This window comes from Flavobacterium denitrificans DSM 15936, assembly GCF_000425445.1.
In the GTDB taxonomy this organism is placed as follows: Bacteria; Bacteroidota; Bacteroidia; order Flavobacteriales; family Flavobacteriaceae; genus Flavobacterium; species Flavobacterium denitrificans.
The window spans coordinates 91,725-113,478 of the sequence record NZ_AUDL01000004.1 but is presented as its reverse complement, the minus strand read 5'-3'; the positions used below and the strand labels follow the sequence as shown (position 1 = coordinate 113,478).

20 protein-coding genes are annotated in these 21,754 nt (G+C 38.5%); 10 read left to right on the top strand and 10 right to left on the bottom strand.

The window, feature by feature from the left end; genetic code table 11:
- Window positions 1-354: 354 nt before the first annotated feature.
- Window positions 355-732 (bottom strand): EthD domain-containing protein, encoded by a 378-nt coding sequence (locus H600_RS0100515; RefSeq protein WP_051234339.1) that lies wholly within the window; start codon window positions 730-732, stop codon window positions 355-357.
- A gap of 93 nt (window positions 733-825) precedes the next feature.
- Here H600_RS0100515 and H600_RS0100510 point away from each other — a divergent pair, with 93 nt between their 5' ends.
- On the top strand, window positions 826-1,197 hold the full coding sequence (locus H600_RS0100510; protein ID WP_026726951.1) for a winged helix-turn-helix transcriptional regulator: 372 nt from the start codon (window positions 826-828) through the stop codon (window positions 1,195-1,197).
- A gap of 22 nt (window positions 1,198-1,219) precedes the next feature.
- Here the strand turns inward: H600_RS0100510 and H600_RS0100505 are convergent, their stop codons facing one another.
- The gene (locus H600_RS0100505) at window positions 1,220-1,579 is read right to left on the bottom strand and encodes a DoxX family protein (RefSeq protein ID WP_026726950.1); all 360 of its coding nucleotides are present in this window, start codon (window positions 1,577-1,579) and stop codon (window positions 1,220-1,222) included.
- 107 nt (window positions 1,580-1,686) lie between these two features.
- Between H600_RS0100505 and H600_RS0100500 the strand changes: the two genes are divergently transcribed.
- The 9 genes from H600_RS0100500 (at window position 1,687) to H600_RS0100460 (ending at window position 8,405) form a co-directional block, all read left to right on the top strand.
- Window positions 1,687-2,052 carry a winged helix-turn-helix transcriptional regulator gene (locus H600_RS0100500; protein WP_035108215.1) on the top strand — a complete coding sequence of 122 codons (366 nt, stop codon included), beginning with the start codon at window positions 1,687-1,689 and terminating at the stop codon, window positions 2,050-2,052.
- A gap of 86 nt (window positions 2,053-2,138) precedes the next feature.
- Complete coding sequence (locus tag H600_RS0100495) at window positions 2,139-2,660, top strand: Crp/Fnr family transcriptional regulator (RefSeq protein WP_026726948.1); 522 nt, start codon at window positions 2,139-2,141, stop codon at window positions 2,658-2,660.
- Between the two features lie 306 nt (window positions 2,661-2,966).
- A complete protein-coding gene (locus H600_RS0100490; RefSeq protein WP_026726947.1) occupies window positions 2,967-3,782 on the top strand; it encodes an SDR family oxidoreductase in 816 nt (271 codons plus the stop codon).
- A 72-nt stretch (window positions 3,783-3,854) separates the two neighbouring features.
- Complete coding sequence (locus tag H600_RS0100485) at window positions 3,855-4,769, top strand: helix-turn-helix domain-containing protein (protein WP_026726946.1); 915 nt, start codon at window positions 3,855-3,857, stop codon at window positions 4,767-4,769.
- Between the two features lie 104 nt (window positions 4,770-4,873).
- Window positions 4,874-5,464 carry an NAD(P)H-dependent oxidoreductase gene (locus tag H600_RS0100480; protein ID WP_026726945.1) on the top strand — a complete coding sequence of 197 codons (591 nt, stop codon included), beginning with the start codon at window positions 4,874-4,876 and terminating at the stop codon, window positions 5,462-5,464.
- Between the two features lie 15 nt (window positions 5,465-5,479).
- Window positions 5,480-5,956, top strand: a complete 477-nt coding sequence (locus H600_RS0100475) for a DUF4405 domain-containing protein (protein ID WP_026726944.1) — start codon at window positions 5,480-5,482, stop codon at window positions 5,954-5,956.
- Between the two features lie 20 nt (window positions 5,957-5,976).
- Window positions 5,977-7,071, top strand: a complete 1,095-nt coding sequence (locus H600_RS0100470) for a ferredoxin--NADP reductase (RefSeq protein ID WP_035108213.1) — start codon at window positions 5,977-5,979, stop codon at window positions 7,069-7,071.
- A gap of 1 nt (window position 7,072) precedes the next feature.
- Window positions 7,073-7,483 carry a hypothetical protein gene (locus tag H600_RS0100465; RefSeq protein ID WP_026726942.1) on the top strand — a complete coding sequence of 137 codons (411 nt, stop codon included), beginning with the start codon at window positions 7,073-7,075 and terminating at the stop codon, window positions 7,481-7,483.
- 106 nt (window positions 7,484-7,589) lie between these two features.
- A complete protein-coding gene (locus tag H600_RS0100460) occupies window positions 7,590-8,405 on the top strand; it encodes an RteC domain-containing protein (protein ID WP_026726941.1) in 816 nt (271 codons plus the stop codon).
- Window positions 8,406-8,415: 10 nt separating this feature from the next.
- Here the strand turns inward: H600_RS0100460 and H600_RS0100455 are convergent, their stop codons facing one another.
- The 8 genes from H600_RS0100455 to H600_RS0100420 form a co-directional block, all read right to left on the bottom strand.
- Window positions 8,416-13,821 (bottom strand): N-6 DNA methylase, encoded by a 5,406-nt coding sequence (locus H600_RS0100455; RefSeq protein WP_026726940.1) that lies wholly within the window; start codon window positions 13,819-13,821, stop codon window positions 8,416-8,418.
- Window positions 13,808-14,245, bottom strand: a complete 438-nt coding sequence (locus H600_RS0100450; RefSeq protein WP_026726939.1) for a DUF1896 domain-containing protein — start codon at window positions 14,243-14,245, stop codon at window positions 13,808-13,810. The genes H600_RS0100455 and H600_RS0100450 overlap by 14 nt, the downstream gene beginning before the upstream one ends.
- Window positions 14,246-14,477: 232 nt before the next feature.
- The gene (locus H600_RS0100445; RefSeq protein ID WP_026726938.1) at window positions 14,478-16,562 is read right to left on the bottom strand and encodes a type IA DNA topoisomerase; all 2,085 of its coding nucleotides are present in this window, start codon (window positions 16,560-16,562) and stop codon (window positions 14,478-14,480) included.
- A gap of 5 nt (window positions 16,563-16,567) precedes the next feature.
- On the bottom strand, window positions 16,568-18,019 hold the full coding sequence (locus H600_RS0100440; RefSeq protein ID WP_026726937.1) for a DUF3945 domain-containing protein: 1,452 nt from the start codon (window positions 18,017-18,019) through the stop codon (window positions 16,568-16,570).
- A gap of 76 nt (window positions 18,020-18,095) precedes the next feature.
- The gene (locus tag H600_RS0100435; protein ID WP_026726936.1) at window positions 18,096-18,410 is read right to left on the bottom strand and encodes a helix-turn-helix domain-containing protein; all 315 of its coding nucleotides are present in this window, start codon (window positions 18,408-18,410) and stop codon (window positions 18,096-18,098) included.
- Window positions 18,411-18,655: 245 nt separating this feature from the next.
- Complete coding sequence (locus H600_RS0100430; RefSeq protein WP_026726935.1) at window positions 18,656-19,498, bottom strand: RteC domain-containing protein; 843 nt, start codon at window positions 19,496-19,498, stop codon at window positions 18,656-18,658.
- A gap of 174 nt (window positions 19,499-19,672) precedes the next feature.
- Window positions 19,673-20,521 (bottom strand): helix-turn-helix domain-containing protein, encoded by an 849-nt coding sequence (locus tag H600_RS22445; protein ID WP_026726934.1) that lies wholly within the window; start codon window positions 20,519-20,521, stop codon window positions 19,673-19,675.
- A gap of 310 nt (window positions 20,522-20,831) precedes the next feature.
- Entirely contained in the window at window positions 20,832-21,578 is a 747-nt protein-coding gene (locus H600_RS0100420) for a hypothetical protein (RefSeq protein WP_026726933.1), read from the bottom strand.
- Window positions 21,579-21,754: the final 176 nt, after the last annotated feature.

Below are 21,754 nucleotides of genomic sequence, written 5' to 3'. Positions count from 1 at the left end.
TGCCTGTACCCTGCATTTGTAACATTTCGTTTTTTACCAACAGCGAATTCGTAGACTCCAGCTCTTTAAGTGCTTAATTAAAACAGGCGAAGTTTAATGGAAAACTTCGCCTGTTTTATGTTTAACTAATTTAGAGGTCATTTCCTGAAAAATGCTCAGTAGAAAACTCAAAGAGCTTGAGTTGAATCAACTCATCACTGTAAAATATCAACTTAGCCAATACGGCGAAACGCTAAAAATATCTTACCCTCACTATTGGGGTTGAATCACCGAAAGCAGATAATTGGGTAGGTTTAGTTCTATTGTGGGTCGCAGAGTAGAATTGTCTGGATTCATACAGTTCAAGTTCTTTAATTAATCTACAACAACTACTTCATCGGACACAAGCGTTACCACGTCATTCAAATCAATGAAATTACTTTCATCAGGGTGGACTTTTTGTTTGTAGTTTTCACTTGCAAAGAAGCTGTTAAAGTCGTTCATTGAGGCAAAATAAATATCAGTTATACCGTCATACGCTGGTAGTGGAAAACCTTCAATTATTTTAGGATGAGAAACAACATACTTTTTCACATATTGCTTTGATTCGAGAATAGACATAAACAAAGGTGCGTGATGATTTCTATGATAATCAATAAAATCTTCTTTGCTCATTCCTGTGGTTTTTCGGATTAAAAACGTAAACTTTAGCATATTTGTAATTTTAATTTCTACAAAGGTAGAACGCTTCATTTTTTTAGACAATTACGCATAAATTTATGCGTATTCTATCTGGTTACAGAGACATAGAAAACTGTGTAACTTTGCAGAAGTAAAATAGTTTATATGTATCAAAAGAAAACACCTGTTCAACTTGACTGCGGTTTACATTTTTTCAAAGAACTTCTAAATGGCAAATGGAAACTGATGCTTGTTTATTATATTTCCAAAAACCTCAAACGTCCAAGTGAACTGCAGCGTAAAATTCCGAACGCTGACAGAAGAGTTATGGACCAACAATTGCAAGAATTAGTATTGCACGGATTTATCAATAAAAAGACTTTCAATACCAAAGTTCCTAAAGTTGAATATGAACTTACAGAACTTGGTGAAAAACTTTTACCATTGATTTTAACTATTGAACAATGGGGCGAAGAAAACCGATTTGTACTTAACAAAGCATTAGAAAAAGACCCTAAATTTGAAAACGTAGTCTGATTTTAATGGAAATTGCCATATATTATGCAAAGTTACTTTTCCTATACGTTACATACGATACAACAAGTATTGCCAAAATGAACAATGGATACAGAATATTGAATATAGGATCGCCAACAACCGAGTGTGCAATAAATGCAGATATGAAACTAATTGACAAACCAATATAAGCTGTTTCTTTCGCAAAACGGAAAGGCAGCCAAAGTGCAATGGCGGCAAGACCTTTTGCAATTGCTAATTCAATCCTGAAATAATCAGGAAAACCCAAATGCTGAAACGCTTCTTTTAAAGCAGGATTTGACAAATACGCAAATGTTGAAAATGCCATTGCTAACGACATCAACCCTGTCGTAATGTAATAAGTGATTTTTGTTGACTTCATTTTTCTCTTTTTAATTTTTAATGCTGTAAAATTACTTATATTTGATTACTAATAGTTAGTAGTAAACAAAAGGTTAGTGGTAACTATTAGGTTACTTGCAATAAATTATGAAACAAAAAGTAATGTATTCAGAAGTACAATGCACTAAGCACATCAACTCGGTAGAGGACGCATTGTACGTATTGGGTGGTAAATGGAAATTACGAATTATTATAGCTTTGTTTAGCGGACAGACCCGTTTCAACGAATTACAGCGGACAATTAAAGGCATTTCAGCAAGAGTACTTTCTAATGAATTAAAGCAATTAGAATTGAACGGATTGCTCACAAGAGTCGTACACGCTGAACAAACACCTATTGTTGTAGAATATATTTATACAGAATATGCAACAACACTTAAAGATGTTGTTACAGCATTAGCTGATTGGGGAGAAAAACACAAAAAAAAATTACAGCTAAGCTATAATGTTTAATTACGCAAAAACGAAACATACATTGTCAGCATCCATTTTTCCTGAGAGAAACGAGCCTCAGCTCCCATAAATAAAAAATATAAACAATGACTAGCAATTGGGATAAATTCGACCATCTTTTTAAACGACAGGAAGTTCCTGCCAAAACAATCCTTTTACAGGAAGGAGAAATTTCGAGAACAATGTTCTTTATCGAGAAAGGCTGTTTGCGGACCTGGGTAAATAATGACGGTAGAGAAATTACTACTCAATTTTTCTTTGAAGGCGACAAGGTTTCTTCTATTGAAAGTTTTAGAACAAATCAACTGAGTTTATACAGCATTGAAAGTTTAGAACCTTGTATTTTACAGACGATTTCGCAACAAGACTTTCAAAACGCATTAGAAAATTTGCCAGAAATCAAAGAAGAGATGCAGGAACATTTATTCAGACGACTTTTGCAATCTCAAAAAATTTTCTATTCCTATCTTAAAAATACGCCTCAACAACGCTACCAAGAGCTTATTGAAGAATATCCCCATATTATCCAGCGTATTCCGCAACATTATATCGCATCCTATTTAGGCATCACTTCTGTTTCATTAAGCCGAATACGAAACAGGCGATAAGTCCATTTTCCTTCAAATTTATTTGTGACGTGAAATACCATACAAATAAAATCCATTGGCTATCTCTTTGCCATTTCTTTACAATTGTTATCGTCAAAGCATTTGCTACTTCTCAACTTTGCAGAATAAAATCAAGTAAAGTAAAAAATGAGAGTAGCAATAGTACTTTGAAAATTATCACAGACACTCGACATTAAGGTTTACAGCCCAAAAAACTCATTTTGGTTACAACGTAACTCAATTTGGCAACAAATAACTTTTGGCTTCTTCTGACTTTTGCATTATCAAATTTTAAAGAATAAGAATATGCAAAAAACAATTTTCATTACAGGAGCTTCCGCAGGTTTGGGAAAAGCAACTGCCAAGCTGTTTCAGTCAAAAGGTTGGAATGTCATCGCTACTATGCGAAATCCTGAAAGAGAAACAGAGCTAACTACATTACACAATGTTTGGGTTACCCACCTCGATGTACTGGATTTGGAGTCCATCAAAAAAGCAGTAAACCTAGGTATCCAAAGTTTTGGGAAAATTGATGTGTTGCTTAACAATGCTGGTTATGGTGCTTACGGAACATTGGAATCTTTCACAAGGGAAAGAATCATTCGTCAATTTAACACTAATGTAATTGGGCTGTTGGATGTTACCAAAGCATTACTTCCGCACTTTCGCCAGAACAAAGATGGCGTTATCATTAATATTTCCTCTATCGGAGGTAAAATGGCATTTCCATTAGGCTCTTTATATCATGGAACTAAATTTGCTGTTGAAGGTATTTCGGAAGCTTTGAACTATGAGGTGGAACAATTTGGCGGAAAAGTAAAAATCATTGAACCTGGCGCCATTGCCACCGACTTTGCAAGCCGTTCATTAGATTTTTCAAATGACGAAACGATGGCAGAATATCAACCATTAGTTGGTAAAGTATTGGAAGGAATGCCCGCCTTATATAAAAATGCGTCATCAGGGACTTTGATTGCCAATGCAATTTATGAAGCAGCTACCGATAACAAAAATCAATTGAGATATATTGCGGGGGAAGACGCTAAAATGTTTATAGCAAACCGTCAACAAATAGATGATGAAATTTTTATTGGAGGAGTAAAATCACAATTCGGATTGTAAACAATTAAAAAAAATATACAGCCATTGGTAATACAATAATTCTATATTTATAACGACTTTAACCAATAATTTATGGGTGCATTTGTCCATTTAAAAACTGTTTCGGATTTATTCAAATTATTTTATTCGAATAAAAACATCCAGCACCCTTTGGTTGCTGTTGTAGATTTCAGCAAGGTAGATGAACATATACGTGATGACATAAGGATTTCAGCTGGTTTTTATTCGATGATGTTCAAAAACTATTCTAAAAACAATATCAAATATGGTCGCAAGGTTGTTGATTTTCAGGATGGAAATTTGATTTGTATGGCACCAAATCAAATCATTGAAATGGATAATGATGTTGAGGTGTCAGAGAATATGTTAGGGTGGGGTTTGTTCTTTCACCCTGACTTGATAAGAACTACTTCTTTGGGACATAAAATAAAAGGGTATAACTTCTTTTCTTATGAAATATCCGAAGGCCTTCATCTATCGGAAAAGGAAAAGCAGATTTTATACGATTGTGTGTTAAAAATCCAAACGGAATTAAAGGAAAACATAGATGAGCACAGTCAAAACATAATAGTATCAACCCTTGAATTGTTGTTAAACTATTGTTCGAGATTTTACGGACGACAATTCATTACAAGAAAAATCGTGAACCACGATTTGCTTACACGGATGGAACAGTTATTAAATACGTATTTTGAACAAGAAGAAGCCTTACAAAGGGGATTGCCAACAGTTGAGTATCTGGCAGGGGAGCTAAATCTTTCCCCTCGTTATTTAGGTGACCTACTTCGGTCACTCACAGGACATAATGCACAACAACACATTCACGAAAAATTAATTGAAAAAGCAAAAGATTATTTAACAGAAACCCATTTATCGGTATCGGAAATTGCTTATCAATTAGGATTTGAACATCCGCAATCCTTTAGCAAACTATTTAAAGCAAAAACACAGCTCTCACCTTTGGAATTTAAACAATCGTTTAATTGACGAACGACAAACAATGAAAGGCAATCTCTTTGCCATTTCTTTACAATTGTTATCGTCAGAGCATTTGCTACTTCTCAACTTTGCAGAATAAAATAAAGTAAAAAATGAGAGTAGCAATAGTATTTAATCATCCTTACGAGGGAAGTTATAACAATGCCATATTAGATGCCGTAACAAAAGGGCTAAAAAATGCAGATCACGAAGTTGACCTGATGCATCTTGACAATGACGGATTTAATCCTGTAATGTCAAAGGCCGATTTAAAAGCCTTTGTAGAACACAAACCCATTGACCCGCAGGTAATAGATTACAGCGAACGTCTAAAAAAGGCAGACCATCTGATTTTTATCTTTCCTATTTGGTGGGATTTGATGCCTGCAATGACAAAAGGATTTATTGACCGTGTTTTAAGTCCCGGAATTGTATATGACCACCATCCCAGAGGTTTTGGATTAGTACCTCTATTAAAAAACCTAAAAGGTGTAACTGTCATCACTACGATGAACAAACCCAAAATAATGTATTCCCTACTCATAGGCAACTTAATCAAGAAAGCAATGATAAAAAGTGTTTTCAAAACTATGGGTTACAAAAATCTTAAATGGATTAGCTATAATATGGTAAAGTCAGTCAGTCAGGAAAAAAGGGTAAAATGGTTAACTGATATTGAAAACAGGTTTTCAAAATTTAACTGAACAAAACTTGGTATTATGAAACTGAACAGAAATTATGTTACCCCCTTTATTTCCTTGGTTTTTCTTGTCGTTGGATTATCAGGCTTATTGATGTTTTTCCATTTATTTGATGGCTATACAGAAGTTGTACACGAGTTCCTTGGTGTTTTTTTTGTTGTTTGTGCCGTTTTCCATATCATACTTAATTGGAAAGCATTAAGGATTCATTTCAAAAAGGGTGTCTTCATTCCTACGGCATTAGCTGTTATAGTCGTATCTGTACTATTCATCGTTCAGCAACATTTCAATCCGAAAGTGGATACCATACTTTTGGATAGAATAATAAAAGCACCTATCAATGATGCTTTTAAGGCGTTGGGGGTTGATTATTCCGAAGCCGTAAAAAGATTAGATACAAAAGGAATATCAGTTGAAGGAGCTACAACAATAGAAGCTATTTGGATTAACAATAGTGCTGACCCTGAAGAAGTGATTGATTTAATTGTTGAATAATTACTTGTAATAAAAAAAATATGAACGATAAAACCTTATTATATATTCAGGATATTGTGCAGGAAACTGCGGATACCATAACGATACACTTTACCCAGCCAGAACAGCAATTGAGCTATCTATCAGGGCAATTTTTAACTCTTATTTCTGAAATTGAAGGAAAGGAAGAAAGACGTTCATACTCGCTCTGTTCTTCGCCATATATAGATAAAAACTTGTCTGTAACGGTAAAAAGAGTAAAAGGAGGGAAAATGTCAAATCATCTCAGCAATAATGTCAAGGCTGGAGATACGATAGCTGCATTGCCACCTATGGGTAATTTTAAATTTAAACCCGAAAATAACCAACGTCATATTGTGCTTGTTGGAGGTGGAAGTGGAATTACTCCTTTGTTTTCTATTATCAAGTCGGCTCTTATAAAAGAGCCTGAATCAATGGTATCTTTGATATATGTAAATTCAAACAGAGAAAATACTATCTTTTATCATCAGCTTGAACAATGGTCTTCCAAGTTTTCATCACGTTTCCGTATCGTCTATTATTGGAGCGATGTTATAAAGAATGAACAGCTGAAATCAGGTTTTTTGTCAAGACTTTTTAAAAGGGTAAATGGAAATGCCCATAGAATAAATGCTATGCGACTGAAAACAATTCTTACTGATTTACAACTTAAAAATGACACAAACACCGAGTTTTATATTTGTGGCCCGCAGGAACTGATGGAAATGGCAACAGGCACTATACAAAAAATAGGGTTTTCTAAAGAAGTTGTTCATAAAGAAAGTTTTTACACTGCCACAAAAACAACGCATAAACCAGCTGAAGCGCAACAAGAATATCAAATAAAAATACTTTTAAAAGGTAAAGAACACGAAGTAAATATACCTGCGGGTAAGTCTATTTTATTTGCAGGACTTGAATCAGGACTTGATATGCCTTATTCCTGTCAAAGTGGAAATTGCATAAGCTGTGCGGGCAAATGTCTGTCAGGAAAAGTAGAAATGTCAGTAACCGAAGGACTTACGAAAGAGCAAATTAAAGATGGATATGTGCTTACCTGTGTAGGATATCCCAATTCTGATGATGTGGTAATCGAATTTAATAGGATAATTTAAAATGAAATATTTAGTAATAGAAAATGAAGAGCAAGAAATAGGTGAATTTCTTTTCGATATTGCAGATTTCTTCTGGAATAATGGAAACGAAGTTTATATCAGCAACAATTATAATGATGAGATTGACTATCATGATTTTGTAAAAAAATGTGATTGTATAGTTTTGTTGATTAATAAGGATTGTTCGGCAGAATCATTTTTTGCAAATGAACAAGATAAGTTTCAAAAAGATTTTGACATAAAGAAAGGCAATACTAAAAAAATAATGCTGGTTTTCTCAATGAATGGTGTTTATTCTAATGCTATTCCATTTCCCCATAAAATTTTTCATTTTAATAAGTTAAATAAAAATGAATTGAAACGCTTTTTCAATTGGTCTAAGAAATTAAATCTGTTTGATAAACAAAAGTAGTCCAAGCAAAATTTAACCTAGTATAATTATGCTTTTGCAAGATAGCGAACGTTGACATTAACACAAATTCCTTTACTATAACGGATTAGGATTTAAAAGTAACAGAATGGATAAATTTTACAATGAAACGCTATATAAGCTGGAAGTAGAAATCAAGGAATTAGAGATTGAAACTGCTTGTCCAATACAACGGATTGAAAAGGTTATACCCATCATCATACTATGCCTTTCCGAAGTAAAAGAATATGTTTTAAAAAACGGATTTAAAAATATTGATAAGGAAATCCATTTTTTCAAAAACCAGAAACCGGTTATTGTTTCAAAACTCATTTACTATAATGCCATTTATAAAATTGAAACAAAGAAACCTAATGATGCAAAGGCTGTCAGGAAATACCTCAAGGAAGAATTAGGAAAACTCAAAAAGTATTTTGACAACAATCTCGAATTTTATAAATACCATCGGACAAACAATTCGTTTATTGACGAAAAGCTGTTTGTTCGAGGGAAACACGATATAAAATTGAGTTTGGATACTATTTATTTTGAAACGGACCATAGATTTTCTACCTCACACGATTATAAAGTGGCAAAGGTTATTGCCAATGACCTAATACAACTCTATCTCGAAGATCAGTTAAGCAATAATAGTAAGAAAAAAAATAACAGTTCCACTCTTAATTGGACAGGTAACAAAACAGCATTAACCGAATTAATTTACGCACTATATTCACAAGGTGTATTTGGTAATGCAGACATAAAAGTCATCGCCAAAACATTTGAAAGCACATTCAATATTAATTTAGGAGACTTCTATCATACGTTTATGGAAATTAAATCTCGGAAAATAAACCGAACTAAATTCCTTGACAGCTTGCGTGATGCCCTGATTAAGAAAATGGACGAGCAGGACGAGAAGTAACAGAACTTGTTTACAATACACCACGAGGTAAATGAATACCTTTTGTTTGTACAAAGGTTTCCGAAATACTTGGAGTTTCTTGCTGTTTTTCGGTCTGTTCAGCAGGTTCTTCTTTAGGCTCAGGCGTGATAGTGATAGATAACAGTATCTTCCGTTCTACGCCAGCCAGTTCCGTTTTGAGTTCGCTCAATCGACTTTCTTTAGACCACGTACTGTTTACCACTTCCTGAAGAATTGGCAGGTCTTTTTGTATCTCCGCAATTTTCTTTTGCTCCTGCTCGATATAGCCGGGCAATTTCTCCAGTGCATTAAGGAAGTTCATAGCCGCCAGCTTTTCATCTTTGGCGATTAGACCGTTGTTGTAGGTATATTTGATATTGCCCTCTCCTTGTACCAAAAAACGGTTTACCTTTATATCCACGCCCTCTTTTTCAGACATTTCGGTTTTGACCAATAAGGTAAAACCGTACAGGCTTCCTATTTCTTCGTACTGACCTCCGGTACGGGCTTTGTCCGCAAGCTGGTTGAGCTTTGCACCGATTTGTTTCATATCCCCATTGGGTGGTAAACCGTCCAACTGCACAGGATTTGCGATTGTACCGTCTGAATGCTTTTGTAAGCGCCCTTGAAGATTTTCCCAATCAAGGCTCATTCGGTTAAAACGGGACTGCGCACCTTCCAGCAATTCCGTAAAGTCTTGCAGTTTGTATTTGGCGCTGAATTTAGAACGGTTGAATGCCTGTTTTTCGCTTTCCAATCCGGCAACCTGTTTTTCTAATTTGGCTTTATCCAACAGGTCTGTATTCCCTGATAGGATCGCCACATATTCCGAAAAGTTCAATCCCGATTTTTCGTCCATATTGCCCTCATCAATTGTCCGTTTGCCAAGGTTGTTATTTTTTAGCTGGTCTATAAATAGCTGTTTATTGTACAACAGGTTGAACTTATAACTATCCAGTGATTTTTCTACGGCATAGATGATCACATCTACATTATTATTGGCAAAGAATTTTGCTATCTCATTACCTTTTCGCACAGCCCTGCCATCACGTTGAGCAAGGTCGCTCGGTCGCCACGGTGTATCTAGATGATGGACGGCAACGGCTCTTTTTTGTGCATTTACGCCTGTTCCGAGCATACTTGTAGAACCGAACAGCACACGGATCCTACCCTCGTTCATTCCTTTGATAAGCTCCTTACGTTGCTTATCATTCTTTGCCTCCTGTATAAAGCGGACTTCGTGTGCAGGTACGCCGTGGTCTTCTACGAGTTTGCGTTTGATTTCGGAGTACACATTCCATTCGCCCGGCTTGTATGTTCCCAAATCGGAGAAAACGAATTGCGTTCCTTTCTGTGCGTGGTATTGGCTGTAATACTTGGCAATGTTTGCGGCACAATGCGAAGCTTTGTTATCGGGATGGTCTTCATATCTGCTACTTACCATACGCATGTCCAGCGACATTTTGCGGGCGTAGTCAGTTGCGATAAGCATCTTTGCTTTTTCTTCGCTTTGTGATAAAGGTTCTCTTCCTAATAAGGTAGCATTTCCTGTTTTGGCAAACTCCATTAGCTTTTTGATAAATTCTTCCTGGTCTGGAGTAGGCGGTATGTTATACAATACCTCGTTCTTATTGGGGCGGTCAATGCCTATATCTTTTGCCGTTCGGTAATCCGTGATTTCCGAGTAGAATTGTGCCAGCTCCGGCACTTTGATAAAGTATCGGAAACGTTCTTTTGCTACAATGTTGTTAGCAACAGAAAATTCATAATCGGTCGTTTTCCTTGCATAAATAGCTGCCCACGCATCAAAAGAATGAATGCCTTGTTTTTCCAATGCTCTTGGTCGCAGGTATTTGAACAGCAGATATAGTTCCGTCAATGAGTTGCTTATGGTCGTTCCCGAAAGGAAAGTTGCTCCCATATCCGCATTGATGCGTTCCTGAATGGTGCGGATAGCAAAAAGCAGGTTCAATGCCTTTTGGCTGCCGTCCACATTGCCCAAGCCGGCAACCCTTGTATGCCTTGTGTTGAACATCAGGTTTTTGAATTGGTGGCTTTCGTCCACAAACAAATGGTCTATGCCCATCATCTTAAAATCCACCACATCATCTTTGCGGTTTTCAATATCGTGTTGCAGGGTTTTGAGTTTGCCTTCGAGGTTTTCTTTCCGCTTGATTACTCCGGCAAGCATACCTCTGGTAACTTCCTTGCCTTGCGATTGCAATGCATCGAGGTTTCGCTCTACGCTGTCCAATTCTAATTCGAGTATTTCCTTTTGTATTTCGGGCGATTGTGGTATCATTCCGAATTGGTCGTGTGTGAGGATTACACAATCCCAATCGTTATTTTTAATATCCCCGAAAATCCGTAGGCGTTTTTGAGGTGTAAAATCCTCTTTACCCGGAAATAGGATTTTAGCGTGTGGGTAAGCAGTGCGGTAGGCTTCGGCAATTTCGTGAACATTGCTTTTCAGCCCGATAATCATCGGTTTGTGTGCCAGTCCCAAACGCTTCATTTCCTGTGCAGCCGTACACATAACCAACGTTTTTCCTGCACCTACTTCGTGGTCGCAGATAGCACCGTTGTTCAGCTTTATCATCCAAACCGTGTCCTTTTGGCTGGAATACAAATCTTCAATGCCCAATGCCTTACGGTCTAAGCCCGGAAAGTCCTGATGGCTTCCGTCATAGTTCGGTCGGACGAAGCAGTTAAAAGTGTCGTTGTATTGGTCGGTCAGCCTGTTTTTAAACTCATCGTTTTGGGCGTGTAGCCACTCGGTAAAAGCGGTACGGATTTCGTCAATCTTGGTGTTCGCCATTTGTATGGCTTCCATATCCCGCACTTTGACCTCTTGGTCGTCAACCTTAATTTTCTTGGTAATATCAGGCGTGGTATTGACAAGGGCGTGTTTGAGCAGGGCAATCCCGTCAAACGTCCGGCTTTCTGCTTTGACAGCGTATTTTTCCCATATATGCAAATTCTTACGTTCGCACTTTACTGAAAAGTCATCAGAGCTTTCAGAGTAATGAACGAGTACATCCGTATCAAAAAGATGTGAAGCAAAACGGGCATAAATGCCAGTGGGTATCCAGCGTTCGCCGAGGTTAAAATCGAGTTCCTCAAATTCGATACGTCTTGGTCGGGCTTCTTCCAAAACCGTAAGGCTTGCTTTGGCTTCGATATCATCGGGATTGCGTTCGAGGTAGGTTCGTACCTCCTCGGCTTTCTCCACTACGTTGCCAGCAATCCAGCGTTCGGATATTTCATATTCCCGTTGTAGAGGATTGTAGAAAATACGACCGTGTAAAGCTGCTTTCAAAGCATCATCGGTCATACTGCTGATTTCGGACATATAGTCCAAATCCACGCTTCCGTATTTGTTCAGCGAAGCCGCTAATGCTTCATCGGGATTGTCAGTTGCAATGGTTGTGATTGAAAAACTTACAGGATGACTGAATATATCGGCTTTGTGTACAACGCCACCAACGACACGTTCCAAATAAGGGATTTCCTTGCCGGAGCTATCCGTTTTAATGAGCTTGATATTATCGGCACTATTAAGGCTGCCATACCTTTTGACAAAGGCATCGTATAATCGGTTAAGGTTTTCCCTCTCTTCTTTTTGTTCAGTCTGAAACGTTGCCTCTTTATTGTAGAGCTGTTGGTAAACATCACGTATATTGATGTACGCTTCCGCTCTGGCTTTCTGTAAGGTCGGCAACTGCAAAGGATGGAAAACTGCTGTACCGCCTGATGCATCTACATCTTGCAGGTGACCGACCCAGCCATTATCTACAGCAAGGCAGTCGTTGCGATGGAACGATTGCATTTCGCCACTATACCGAGCAGGTTTGGGAATAACTTGCGTAACAGCATGACTATTCCCAGTGGCAGTCGAAAACAGGTCGTCGATAGCTTCCTGTTTTTTATCTTCGGCTGAGGTATTTGCACTTTTAAGTGCCGGTGTATTGGGTTGCTGCATCGAAGTGAACAGGTCGGTTTGCCGACCTATCGCACGGCTATTCTTTTTAGTGGTTTGTCTTTTAGCTTTGGGCGTTCCTTTGGGCGGATCAGTTAAAATCGCAGGTTCGCCCATATTTTCAAACAGGTCAAAAATGCTTAACTGTTTTAATTCCTGCGGACTTTCCCGATTGGTTTCAGGAGTTGGAACAGAGAGCGGTTTTTGTTGAATGTTCACAGGTTCGACAATCGCAGGTGCAACGGTTATTTCGGTAGGTATTTTTCTTGTAGGTTCTTCGCTGCGTTCGCCTTTATACAACCCTAAATCCAGATGCTTTCTAAAATCTTCGGAAAGCATTTGTTTCAAGTCTTTGGCAATTCCCTCAAGGCCGTCTTTATGCGTATAGACTAATGCAGGCTGCCCATAGGCATCGGTATCTAATTTACGGTCGGTATGTACAATCCTTGTACTGTCCTGAAAGAGTGCATTTCCCGGTGTGTTGTACTCCGTTCGATTGCTTTGGCAAAACAGATCTTCTCTTTCGGTCAAACTTTGTTTTGCTTTGTTCTTTTGAAGGATAATTAAGTCACTGCCAACTGCTGTTCCGGCATAATCCGTAAACAGGTTGTTGGGCAAGCGAACAACTGACACCAGATTATTATCCTGCATGAGCGCCCTACGTATCGGCTCATTGTTCGGGCTGTTGAGAATGCCCTGCGAGGTAATGTAAGCCAGAAGACCACCCTCACGGAGCATATCAGCACCTTTCAGGAAAAAGTAGTTGTGAATGCTTCGGGCTGACTGTACTTTTGCACTGTCCTTACTTCGGGAATAGGAAAGGTCGAAAACGGAAGTATCGCCAAAAGGAATGTTGCTGGCAATTATATCATAGCTGCTGTTTTCCTTTTCGGGAATTTCCTCAAAGCCGGAAATACGAATATTACTGTGGGGATAGAGCTGTTTTAAAATCTTGCCCGTGAGCAGATCTTTTTCATAAGCAGTAACATCTGATTTTTGGTTTTCTGAAAAGGATTGTATAAATGAGCCAATGCCCGCGGAGGGTTCGAGGAATTTATCTATTTTCAGACCGCTTTCACGCAAGGTTTCGGAAATGGAATGTATAACTTGTGGAGGAGTATAAAAAGCCGTCAATACGGAGTTCTTCATACTATCCACATACCTGCGGTATTGCCTTTCGTCTTCTGAATTTTCTTTTAGTAGCTGGTGGAGTTCGCGAGTGAGTGTAAAAAGATCGTGTTCGGTTTTTCTCCAATTATTGATGTCAATTTCATTTGCTACGGGGTTCAATACGAATTTAAGACCGCCAAATCCGCTGTATTGCATCAGTAGCAGTCTTTCGCCTACGGTGGCTTGTCGTTTCTCCTTTTCCAGTTTAAAAGCAATTCGCAGGGCATCAATGTTCTGTTGGAGATGTTGCTTTTTACTGAAGCCCATTTTCCTGTATCCATATTTCTATGGCTCCTGTTATTTCTGTATAGAGCAGGTCAAACTCATAACTGTATGCGAAGTCGTCGGTTAGCTCGTAGCCGGAGAAAACTTGCAGGCAGATAGGAAATATTTTAAGGGCAAATGGTCTCAGTTCCTCGTCTGCCATAATGGTATCAAACTCATTGCAGACAACCTGAAAAACAGTGTCAAACCTGGAGAAATGCAGGTTTTCAAAGAGGATATAATTTGCTATTTCATTGCATTGCACAATAGTATTTCCCGAACTAAATGCGCCATGGTAAGCATTAACTGCCCATGACGAACGCTGTTCAATAAACTTTTGGTCGTTTGCTTTTTCGGGGAAGCTGGTATTTAATAATTCCTGTAGTCGTAATCTGAAATACGATAGATCTTTTTGCTGTGTGTCCATACTATAATTTTGTTTAGAATTGGCATGAAACCTAAAATTATAGCACTAGATAAGAGCCTTTTCTAAAGTTGAATGCTTTGGCTTTGTAAGGCAGGATTTGACGTGATGGACAATAAAAAAACCTCTGAATATTTAGAGGTTTTTAAGGACTATTTAAAATTATGGCTTTCTTTAACGTATGGTATAATCTGGTTCATGATTTCTATTGTGCTACTGGTAGGCTTACTTTCTATTACTTTTTATAGCTTTTATTTTTGGCAAACTCAAAGGAAGTTTCGACATTATTGTTCAGAACGATGTACGCATCAAACATCTTTCCTGCCTTGCTTTTCATCCCTTTGATGAGTGAAGTCTTCCCCTTCCTGACAAGGCTTTCAATATTGTCTATACCGATTTGCACGCCGCAGACATTGCGGAACTGTACCCAGCTGCAAGCTTCATCGGGACACTTCACAATTTTGTCACGTATAATGAGCCCGTGGCTTTTACATTTCGGGCAGATGAGTGTTGGCAGGTTATTTTGTGCAATGGAAGTTTGCAACAATTCACAGGTAATAGATGAAGCGTAATTTTCCATTTCCTTTTGAAATGTTCCGGCATCTGATTCGTTGTTTTCGATTTTCTGCAATGCGAGTTCCCACTGGGCGGTCATTGTCACATCTGCTATTTTTTTGTCTTTGACCAATTCGTATACCTGCAGTCCTTTTTCTGTTGGTATCAAGGATTTCTTATCCCTTTGGATATAATTACGGGTAAACAACGTTTCAATTATCGCAGCTCTTGTCGCCGGGGTACCGATACCAATATTCTGCAAGACTTTGCGTTCGTCTGCATTTTCAATTTCTTTGCCGGCATTTTCCATAGCCGACAAAAGGCCTGCTTCGGTGTAAAGCGCAGGCGGTTTGGTTTTCTTTTCCAAAACGGAAGCTTCTTTTATTTTGAGATCATCCCCCTTTATCACCAAGGGTAAATCCTGTACTGGTTCTGTATCATCATCGGAGAAACTGCCTTTAATGGAACGCCAGCCCGCTTCTACAATCTTACAGCCTTTTGCGGTAAAATCATAATGCAATACCTGTAGACCGACATCCGTTAACTCTTTGATACAAGCTTGTGAAATGGCTTCGAGTAATCGAAAGGCAATCATATCATAAACCGCATTTTCCTTTGCATTCAGGGCTGATGGGATTTTATCAGTAATCAATAATCCATGATGGTCCGTAACAAGCAAATCGTTCACGATACGTTTATTAAAACGACCCCATTTCACTTGAGATACTGCTTTTTTAATGTTTTCCCTGTTTTGCAAAGCTCTTACAAGGATGGGAATTTCTGCCCACATATCCTCAGGAATGTATTTGCTTCCGGTACGCGGGTATGTGATAAACTTTTGTTCGTAAAGGCTTTGAGAAATATTGAGTGTTTCTTCGGCAGAAAGATTCAATTTTTTGTTGGCTTCTTTCTGCAAGCCAGTAAGGTTGAACAATAAAGGAGGTTGCTCCGTAACGCTTTTGGTTTCTGCCGATGTAACTATTGCCGTTTCACTTCGCTGAATGGCTTTCAGCGCATCACCGGCAAGTTTACGGTCTTCCCATTTGATTTTTGAGATACTTTTAAAATCTATCAGCTCTTTGTTATGTGACAACTGTATCTGCCAATAATTCTTTATTGAGAAACTCCTGTTATCCAAATAGCGTTTGCATACTAAAGCCAGTGTAGGTGTCTGCACTCTTCCGAGTGAATAAACCCCATTGGCTGCTGCAATGGAGAGTGCTTGTGTAGCATTGATACCTACGAGCCAGTCGGCACGGCTTCTGCCTTGTGCAGCCTGATATAATCCTTCAAATTCTTTCCCGTCTTTGAGATTATCAAAACCTTGTTTAATGGCTTTTTCAGTAAGCGAGCTTATCCAGAGCCTTTCAAAGGGTCTGCTACATTTTAGGTATTCATAAATGTACCTGAAAATAAGTTCGCCCTCACGTCCTGCATCTGTGGCTACGATAATACTATTGCTGTTGTTAAAGAGCTGTTCAATGATTTTCAGTTGTTTTAATGCACTTGTATCGGCAGTATAGGCTTTATCTTTTTTGACTTTTCGGACGGTCAGTAAAAAAGGGTTTGGGAGTATGGGCAGTGATGCTTTATTAAATCCCGTGATCCCGTAATCTTCGGGCATTCCCAATCCTATTAGATGGCCCAGTGCCCAAGTAACAAAATAGCCGTTACCTGTCAGGTAGCCTTCCTTTTTCTCGGATGCTCCCAACAAGCCGGCTATTTCCCTGGCTACGCTTGGTTTTTCTGCAATTATTGTTTTCATACATTTTACATTTTACGTCCTTTCGATTTAGCAGGTGCGTCGGGTGCTTCCTGTTGTTCCTGTTGCTTTCTGCTGTTGGGATTTGTTTGACCAGATTCCAAGGGCTCTTTGATTTTCTTGGTTGCCTCATTGGTTTTGCCTTCTGAATTGACCGCCGTCTGCGTTTTATGTGCTTCAGTAGGTTTTGCCTGTTCCTTAATCTTGTCCGGATTTTGGAAAGAGAAATCCGTTTTATTGGTTTGCTTGTTGAAAGTGATATAACCATTATATTCCTTTCCCTTCTTATCAACCAAGCCACTTACATAAACCGTCTGCCCATCTTTGAACTTTTGGTATTGCTCTTTATCCAGCTCTTTGTCCCTGAAAGTTTTCGGAACTTCCTGCGATTGGTTTTGCTGATTGTCCTGTGTTTGTTTGTTGGTGTTGCTCCCGTCGAACTGGAACTCTACAAAACGCTTGTCGGCATTGAATTGTACGGTTGCATCGAACTGAGTTCCTTTCTTGGAAGTCATTCCTTCTAAATAAAGTGGCTTGCCCTCCATTAAGGTTTGCTTCTGCTCATCATTAAGTTTTACACCTTTGAGCTCATCAGGGATTTTTATAAACTCAGTACGTAATGCCACCAGTTCATTGGTAAGTCTGTCCACACTTATAATGGAAGGAATGGTCTCGTTTGGATTTTTTATATTGACAAGATTAACTACACGCCCCATATTTCCTGTTTCTAGCAGGTTGTTCTTGTCTGCCTGACTGAAGCTATGCCCAAAAAACTCAAAGTTCAGGTTGGGCTCTTTTCGAATTCCGTGAATGGCAACTACTACCTGTCCGTCGTCACTCGATTGCAGGGATAATCGGGCATCCATTCTTGTAACGGCGGTTCCCAGATTTAGGCTTACAGGTACAAGCTCATTTGTTTTGTAACCTTTAAGTAGCGGATCGAGCAGGTTCATTTTTTCAAGCTTCTCTTTACTTAATCCCAAGTTGTTCATGGTTTCCCAATCAATCTGTTCCGGTTTGTATTTATACTCACTTGTGTCCGGTGTGCTCTGCGTTGTTTCCATATTATTTTTATTTTCTTGTTTATGATTCTCTTGTGGTGTCTTCACTTCGTGCTGCTTCATCAACTTATCACCTTCAGGACTTGGTTGATCTACCTGTTTTTGCATTTCTTTTGCCAACTTAATACTCAGTGGTGCAGGAATTTTAAAGAAGGAAAAATTGGTGGGGTTCTTAAGCTGGCTGAAAAAATTGGAAAAGAAGTTGGAAAATAAATCCCCTTGCTTATCGACACGCATGAATTGGTTCTGGTTTTTCTTTGAAGGTTCAATGGTTTCCAGTTTTCCATTTTCATCAATGCCCTTTACAGCCATAATTTTCATTTTCTCTTTATCCAGCACCAATAATATCTCCGATATTTGTTCGGGAGACTCTGTTTTTTCTGAAATTTGTTCACTCATAGTTTAAAATTTTTAAATTTAATCCCGAAAGTAAAAGAGGTCTTTGCTATCTGGTGTTAACTGGCATCCGATGGCCTTATTTGTCACTTGCTGGCTTTCTTTTAGGCACCGGGGCCGTAAAGCTTTCCCTGACCAACTGATGTATATCTGAGAGCTTATAATAAATTTTTCCGCTGATTGTATAATATGGTAGCTTGCCTGACGAGCGGTATCTTTGCAATGATCGTGCACTTATCTTGAGCATCTGAAGGACATCCTGACTGTCCAGTAACTCTTCTCCATCAACAGCAGTACGCTGATTCTTACTTGTGTTTACCACATCCATAAGGATGTCGAATCTCTCCATGATTCGGTCCATCCACGCCGTGAATTCCATTCTATCGATATTCATAACCGCTACTTTTGGTTTAACACCACAAAATTGACACATGAAAAAATTATTTTCTGCCAAGTCTTGCCCATTGGCAAGGAAGATTTTTTTAGCAAATCGTTCTATAAAATGGTGGGATATCGAAGTCTGGGATTGAGCGTTCATTACGATAAGTAAGGGTTTTGCCTTTTGCCAATGGGCAGACATGGGCAATAAAAAAGCAGTGCTGTCGGCACTGCTTTAAGTAACAGGGGCTGATATAAAACCTACAGCTCCTTATCCATATACTGCTCAAGGGAAGATTTGAGCTGGTCCAGGAATAAGGTACGATTGGAGGCCCTATCTTTCATGCGATGAAATGAATGATGAATATCTCCAAGCGGTACACGAAAAAGTATTTGAAATACAAGAGTAATTTTGCGAATACCAATTTTTCCATGAGATATTACTCCCGAAGCGTAGAGCGCATAAATGAGTTCGATGAGTGCATTTTTAGAGTCGGTCCAAAAAATATCTTTAGTTGACTCATGATTATTCAGCACAGAACCTGAATGTTCCTCAGGATTTATCTTCGTTATCAGATAGGTATAAATTAATTCGTTGGCCATAATCCTGGCAACTTTAGAATCGTAGTATGTAGAAAACTGGTGGTCGATTTCAAAAACGTAACTGTTGAGTCCGTCCCTGTAATTAATTTTTCCTCTCAAAAAATATTCCTCATCTCGGTCTATTCTCCCTGATCTGTAATAGCGATAAAAGTGACAGCCGCAGACATCTTCTTTAAACTCCTGTTTAAGTGACTGAAGCTGGTTCATGAAAAATTTCTGGTACATCCTGCCGTTCTTTACCGGACAGATGGTTTCAATTCTGAATACTTTATTATAATACATCAGTTGTCCTAAAATATAGGGCTTAATGTCACGGAAAAATTGTATCTCGTCGGCTTCATTTGCGAAGCCCTCTTTTAAGATTTGTTCTCTGGTTGTATGCAGCATCTCATTCAAATACAGTGTCATTTGATAAGCCTCATCAATCAGATGGGAGGTTTCCCGCGAAATTTGATCTTCCTTACTATGGATTTCGGAAATAATTGTACTCAGTGGTTTCATAGCTCATATGGTTTTAATGTAATACCTTTCAAAAAAACTTATGGACTATATAAACATTACTGTGCTTACTGTACAAATCATGCTATACGATTAAGATGGGGCTATTCACAAGCAAAACCAATTATGAAAAGATATTACGGTTCAGTAGATTTACAGTTGGATTAAAAGAACGGATTAAAATTTTAGGTTTAAGCGGTATTGGGTCGGCGTTAATTTGGTATGTTTTTTAAAAAAATGGCTGAAAGATTGGGGATTTCTAAAATTTAAGTGCTCACCGATCTGGGTAATGGTAAGGTTAACATCTGCCAGTAGTGTGTACGCTTCAGATATAATTGCCATTTCAATATAATGTTTGGCAGACATTCCGATAGCATTCCGTACAGCCTTACCCAAGTGCCCCTTGCTGACAAATAAAGCGTCCGCATAAAAGCTTACATCATGGCGTAGTCTGCAATGCTGCTGCACAAGTGCCAGAAAGCGCGTACTAATTTTTTCAGTGCGGCAGTAAACATCAATTATATTTTCACCATGCTTGTAGCATATCCCGCTGAATTCATAAAGGATAAGATTGAAATAAAGCAGTACCATTTCTTCCTGAAAAATACTATCCCTGCTACTAATTTTTTTCTTAAGAAATCCAACAACCTCTATCAGATAAATTATTTCAGCCTGTGTAAGCGAAATTACAAAAGGTGAATAGCTGGTAAGAATCTCTATGTAACCGATACCGGATTTTGAGAACCTGTTGGTAATGGCAAAATCCTTTTTACAGGAGATAAAGCTGACCTTTAGCGACGGTGTCTGTCTAATGACTTCAGCCGTACTGGGAACTGCGTACATATCTCCTTGGGAAAGACGGACCGTTGATGGACCATCCATAAAATATATTGTGCCGGATACTATCACAAGGAGAGAAAACCAGTCTGGATTCATCAGGGTTTTGCGTGCCTTAAAAGATTTAAAATCTATAAGATGATAGACTTTTAATTCCTTTTGCCAGCGTCTATTTTTTAAGGTGTCCAAAATGTTAGTGTTTTATATTAATAAAATGCCGCTCAAAGCGTTTCATCGCTTAGTCAGCTTTTAGTACAACATGCGCACAGAGCAGTAAAAACAAATAGGATATTGCATAGTGCAGGAATTAGAAAAACATACACAAAGTCATGTGGATCGGAACTCTTAAGTCCCCCGTCAGCGAGATAACCCACCATTTCATCATAGCTCAGAAGATCTATGATGAAATAAAGGCTACCTACATTCAATGTTATGAGCAGAAATCCTGAAGCTATAGCAACAGTTCGCTCATAACGTTCCAGCAGAACAATAATCCAGTTCACAGAGTAGGGTCGTTGCTTTGATATATCTCGACGGTTAATGCCATTTTTAGCCCCAGAATCAGGTTTTGCTCTGCACCGCTAACCGTCGCAGCTATACTGGTAACGTTGGTCTCCCAGTCTTTGTCTTTTCTTTTCTTCTCATAGGCTGTATATCGGGCAACTGAAGTAGCAGTTAGGATTATACGTTTATCCTCATCAGAGAATCCAGTATTGGCAAGAACGCCTGCCTCATAGGAAACAATAACCGAATGGATATCATCATATGGATCATTAGCAACTAAAGGGAGGTTATTTACAAATGTTATAAAGTTTGCCTTGGCACTTACTCCCATTGTACATGCTGTCAGCACATCGGTAATAGCATTTTCGTTACTTACTATCCATGTGATTTCTGACAGTCTTCCGGACAAATTATAATCGCTGGATAATGGCATCAGCTCAGGGTGGGCATCTGAAACCGAATCAATTAAAATAGCTATCTCTTCAATAGACTGGGAGTTAAAGTCGGTATCGCCGATAATCTCTAGGATTTCATTATGCATACTTCCTGCGGTATCGAAGGGATTCGCTGGATTACCAGGTCCAATGCCTGATTTTTTTGCACTTTCATTTCGATACGCAATTTCCGTAGTCTTACCTGTAAAATCATCTGTATAATCATCTGTATAATCATCTGTATAATCATCTGAACAGGCAACAGTGAATAATGGCAGGATTGCCAACAATACTTTTAAATTTTTCATGTGTACTAGTGTTAAATGTGACTGATTACTTTTTTTTTCGTCAGTTCATTTTTCACCTCGAGGGAAAGCAGAACGGTGCTGGTTTTAAGCCAGACTTTGCTTTTGAATTCAGAGCAAAACTATTTGCTAAATGCAACATTGACAAATGGTTGTCTGGACATTTACAGTATTTTTAC

Bases quoted from the DNA above. Each gene is read 5' to 3' on its own strand.
- H600_RS0100470 (WP_035108213.1), top strand. From the start codon at position 5,977: ATGAACGATAAAACCTTATTATATATTCAGGATATTGTGCAGGAAACT.
- H600_RS0100460 (WP_026726941.1), top strand. From the start codon at position 7,590: ATGGATAAATTTTACAATGAAACGCTATATAAGCTGGAAGTAGAAATC.
- H600_RS0100445 (WP_026726938.1), bottom strand. From the start codon at position 16,562: ATGAAAACAATAATTGCAGAAAAACCAAGCGTAGCCAGGGAAATAGCC.
- H600_RS0100420 (WP_026726933.1), bottom strand. From the start codon at position 21,578: ATGAAAAATTTAAAAGTATTGTTGGCAATCCTGCCATTATTCACTGTT.
- H600_RS0100505 (WP_026726950.1), bottom strand. From the start codon at position 1,579: ATGAAGTCAACAAAAATCACTTATTACATTACGACAGGGTTGATGTCG.
- H600_RS0100500 (WP_035108215.1), top strand. From the start codon at position 1,687: ATGAAACAAAAAGTAATGTATTCAGAAGTACAATGCACTAAGCACATC.
- H600_RS0100490 (WP_026726947.1), top strand. From the start codon at position 2,967: ATGCAAAAAACAATTTTCATTACAGGAGCTTCCGCAGGTTTGGGAAAA.
- H600_RS0100480 (WP_026726945.1), top strand. From the start codon at position 4,874: ATGAGAGTAGCAATAGTATTTAATCATCCTTACGAGGGAAGTTATAAC.
- H600_RS0100465 (WP_026726942.1), top strand. From the start codon at position 7,073: ATGAAATATTTAGTAATAGAAAATGAAGAGCAAGAAATAGGTGAATTT.
- H600_RS0100430 (WP_026726935.1), bottom strand. From the start codon at position 19,498: ATGAAACCACTGAGTACAATTATTTCCGAAATCCATAGTAAGGAAGAT.
- H600_RS0100515 (WP_051234339.1), bottom strand. From the start codon at position 732: ATGAAGCGTTCTACCTTTGTAGAAATTAAAATTACAAATATGCTAAAG.
- H600_RS0100440 (WP_026726937.1), bottom strand. From the start codon at position 18,019: ATGAGTGAACAAATTTCAGAAAAAACAGAGTCTCCCGAACAAATATCG.
- H600_RS0100495 (WP_026726948.1), top strand. From the start codon at position 2,139: ATGACTAGCAATTGGGATAAATTCGACCATCTTTTTAAACGACAGGAA.
- H600_RS0100450 (WP_026726939.1), bottom strand. From the start codon at position 14,245: ATGGACACACAGCAAAAAGATCTATCGTATTTCAGATTACGACTACAG.
- H600_RS0100510 (WP_026726951.1), top strand. From the start codon at position 826: ATGTATCAAAAGAAAACACCTGTTCAACTTGACTGCGGTTTACATTTT.
- H600_RS0100455 (WP_026726940.1), bottom strand. From the start codon at position 13,821: ATGGGCTTCAGTAAAAAGCAACATCTCCAACAGAACATTGATGCCCTG.
- H600_RS0100475 (WP_026726944.1), top strand. From the start codon at position 5,480: ATGAAACTGAACAGAAATTATGTTACCCCCTTTATTTCCTTGGTTTTT.
- H600_RS0100485 (WP_026726946.1), top strand. From the start codon at position 3,855: ATGGGTGCATTTGTCCATTTAAAAACTGTTTCGGATTTATTCAAATTA.
- H600_RS0100435 (WP_026726936.1), bottom strand. From the start codon at position 18,410: ATGAATATCGATAGAATGGAATTCACGGCGTGGATGGACCGAATCATG.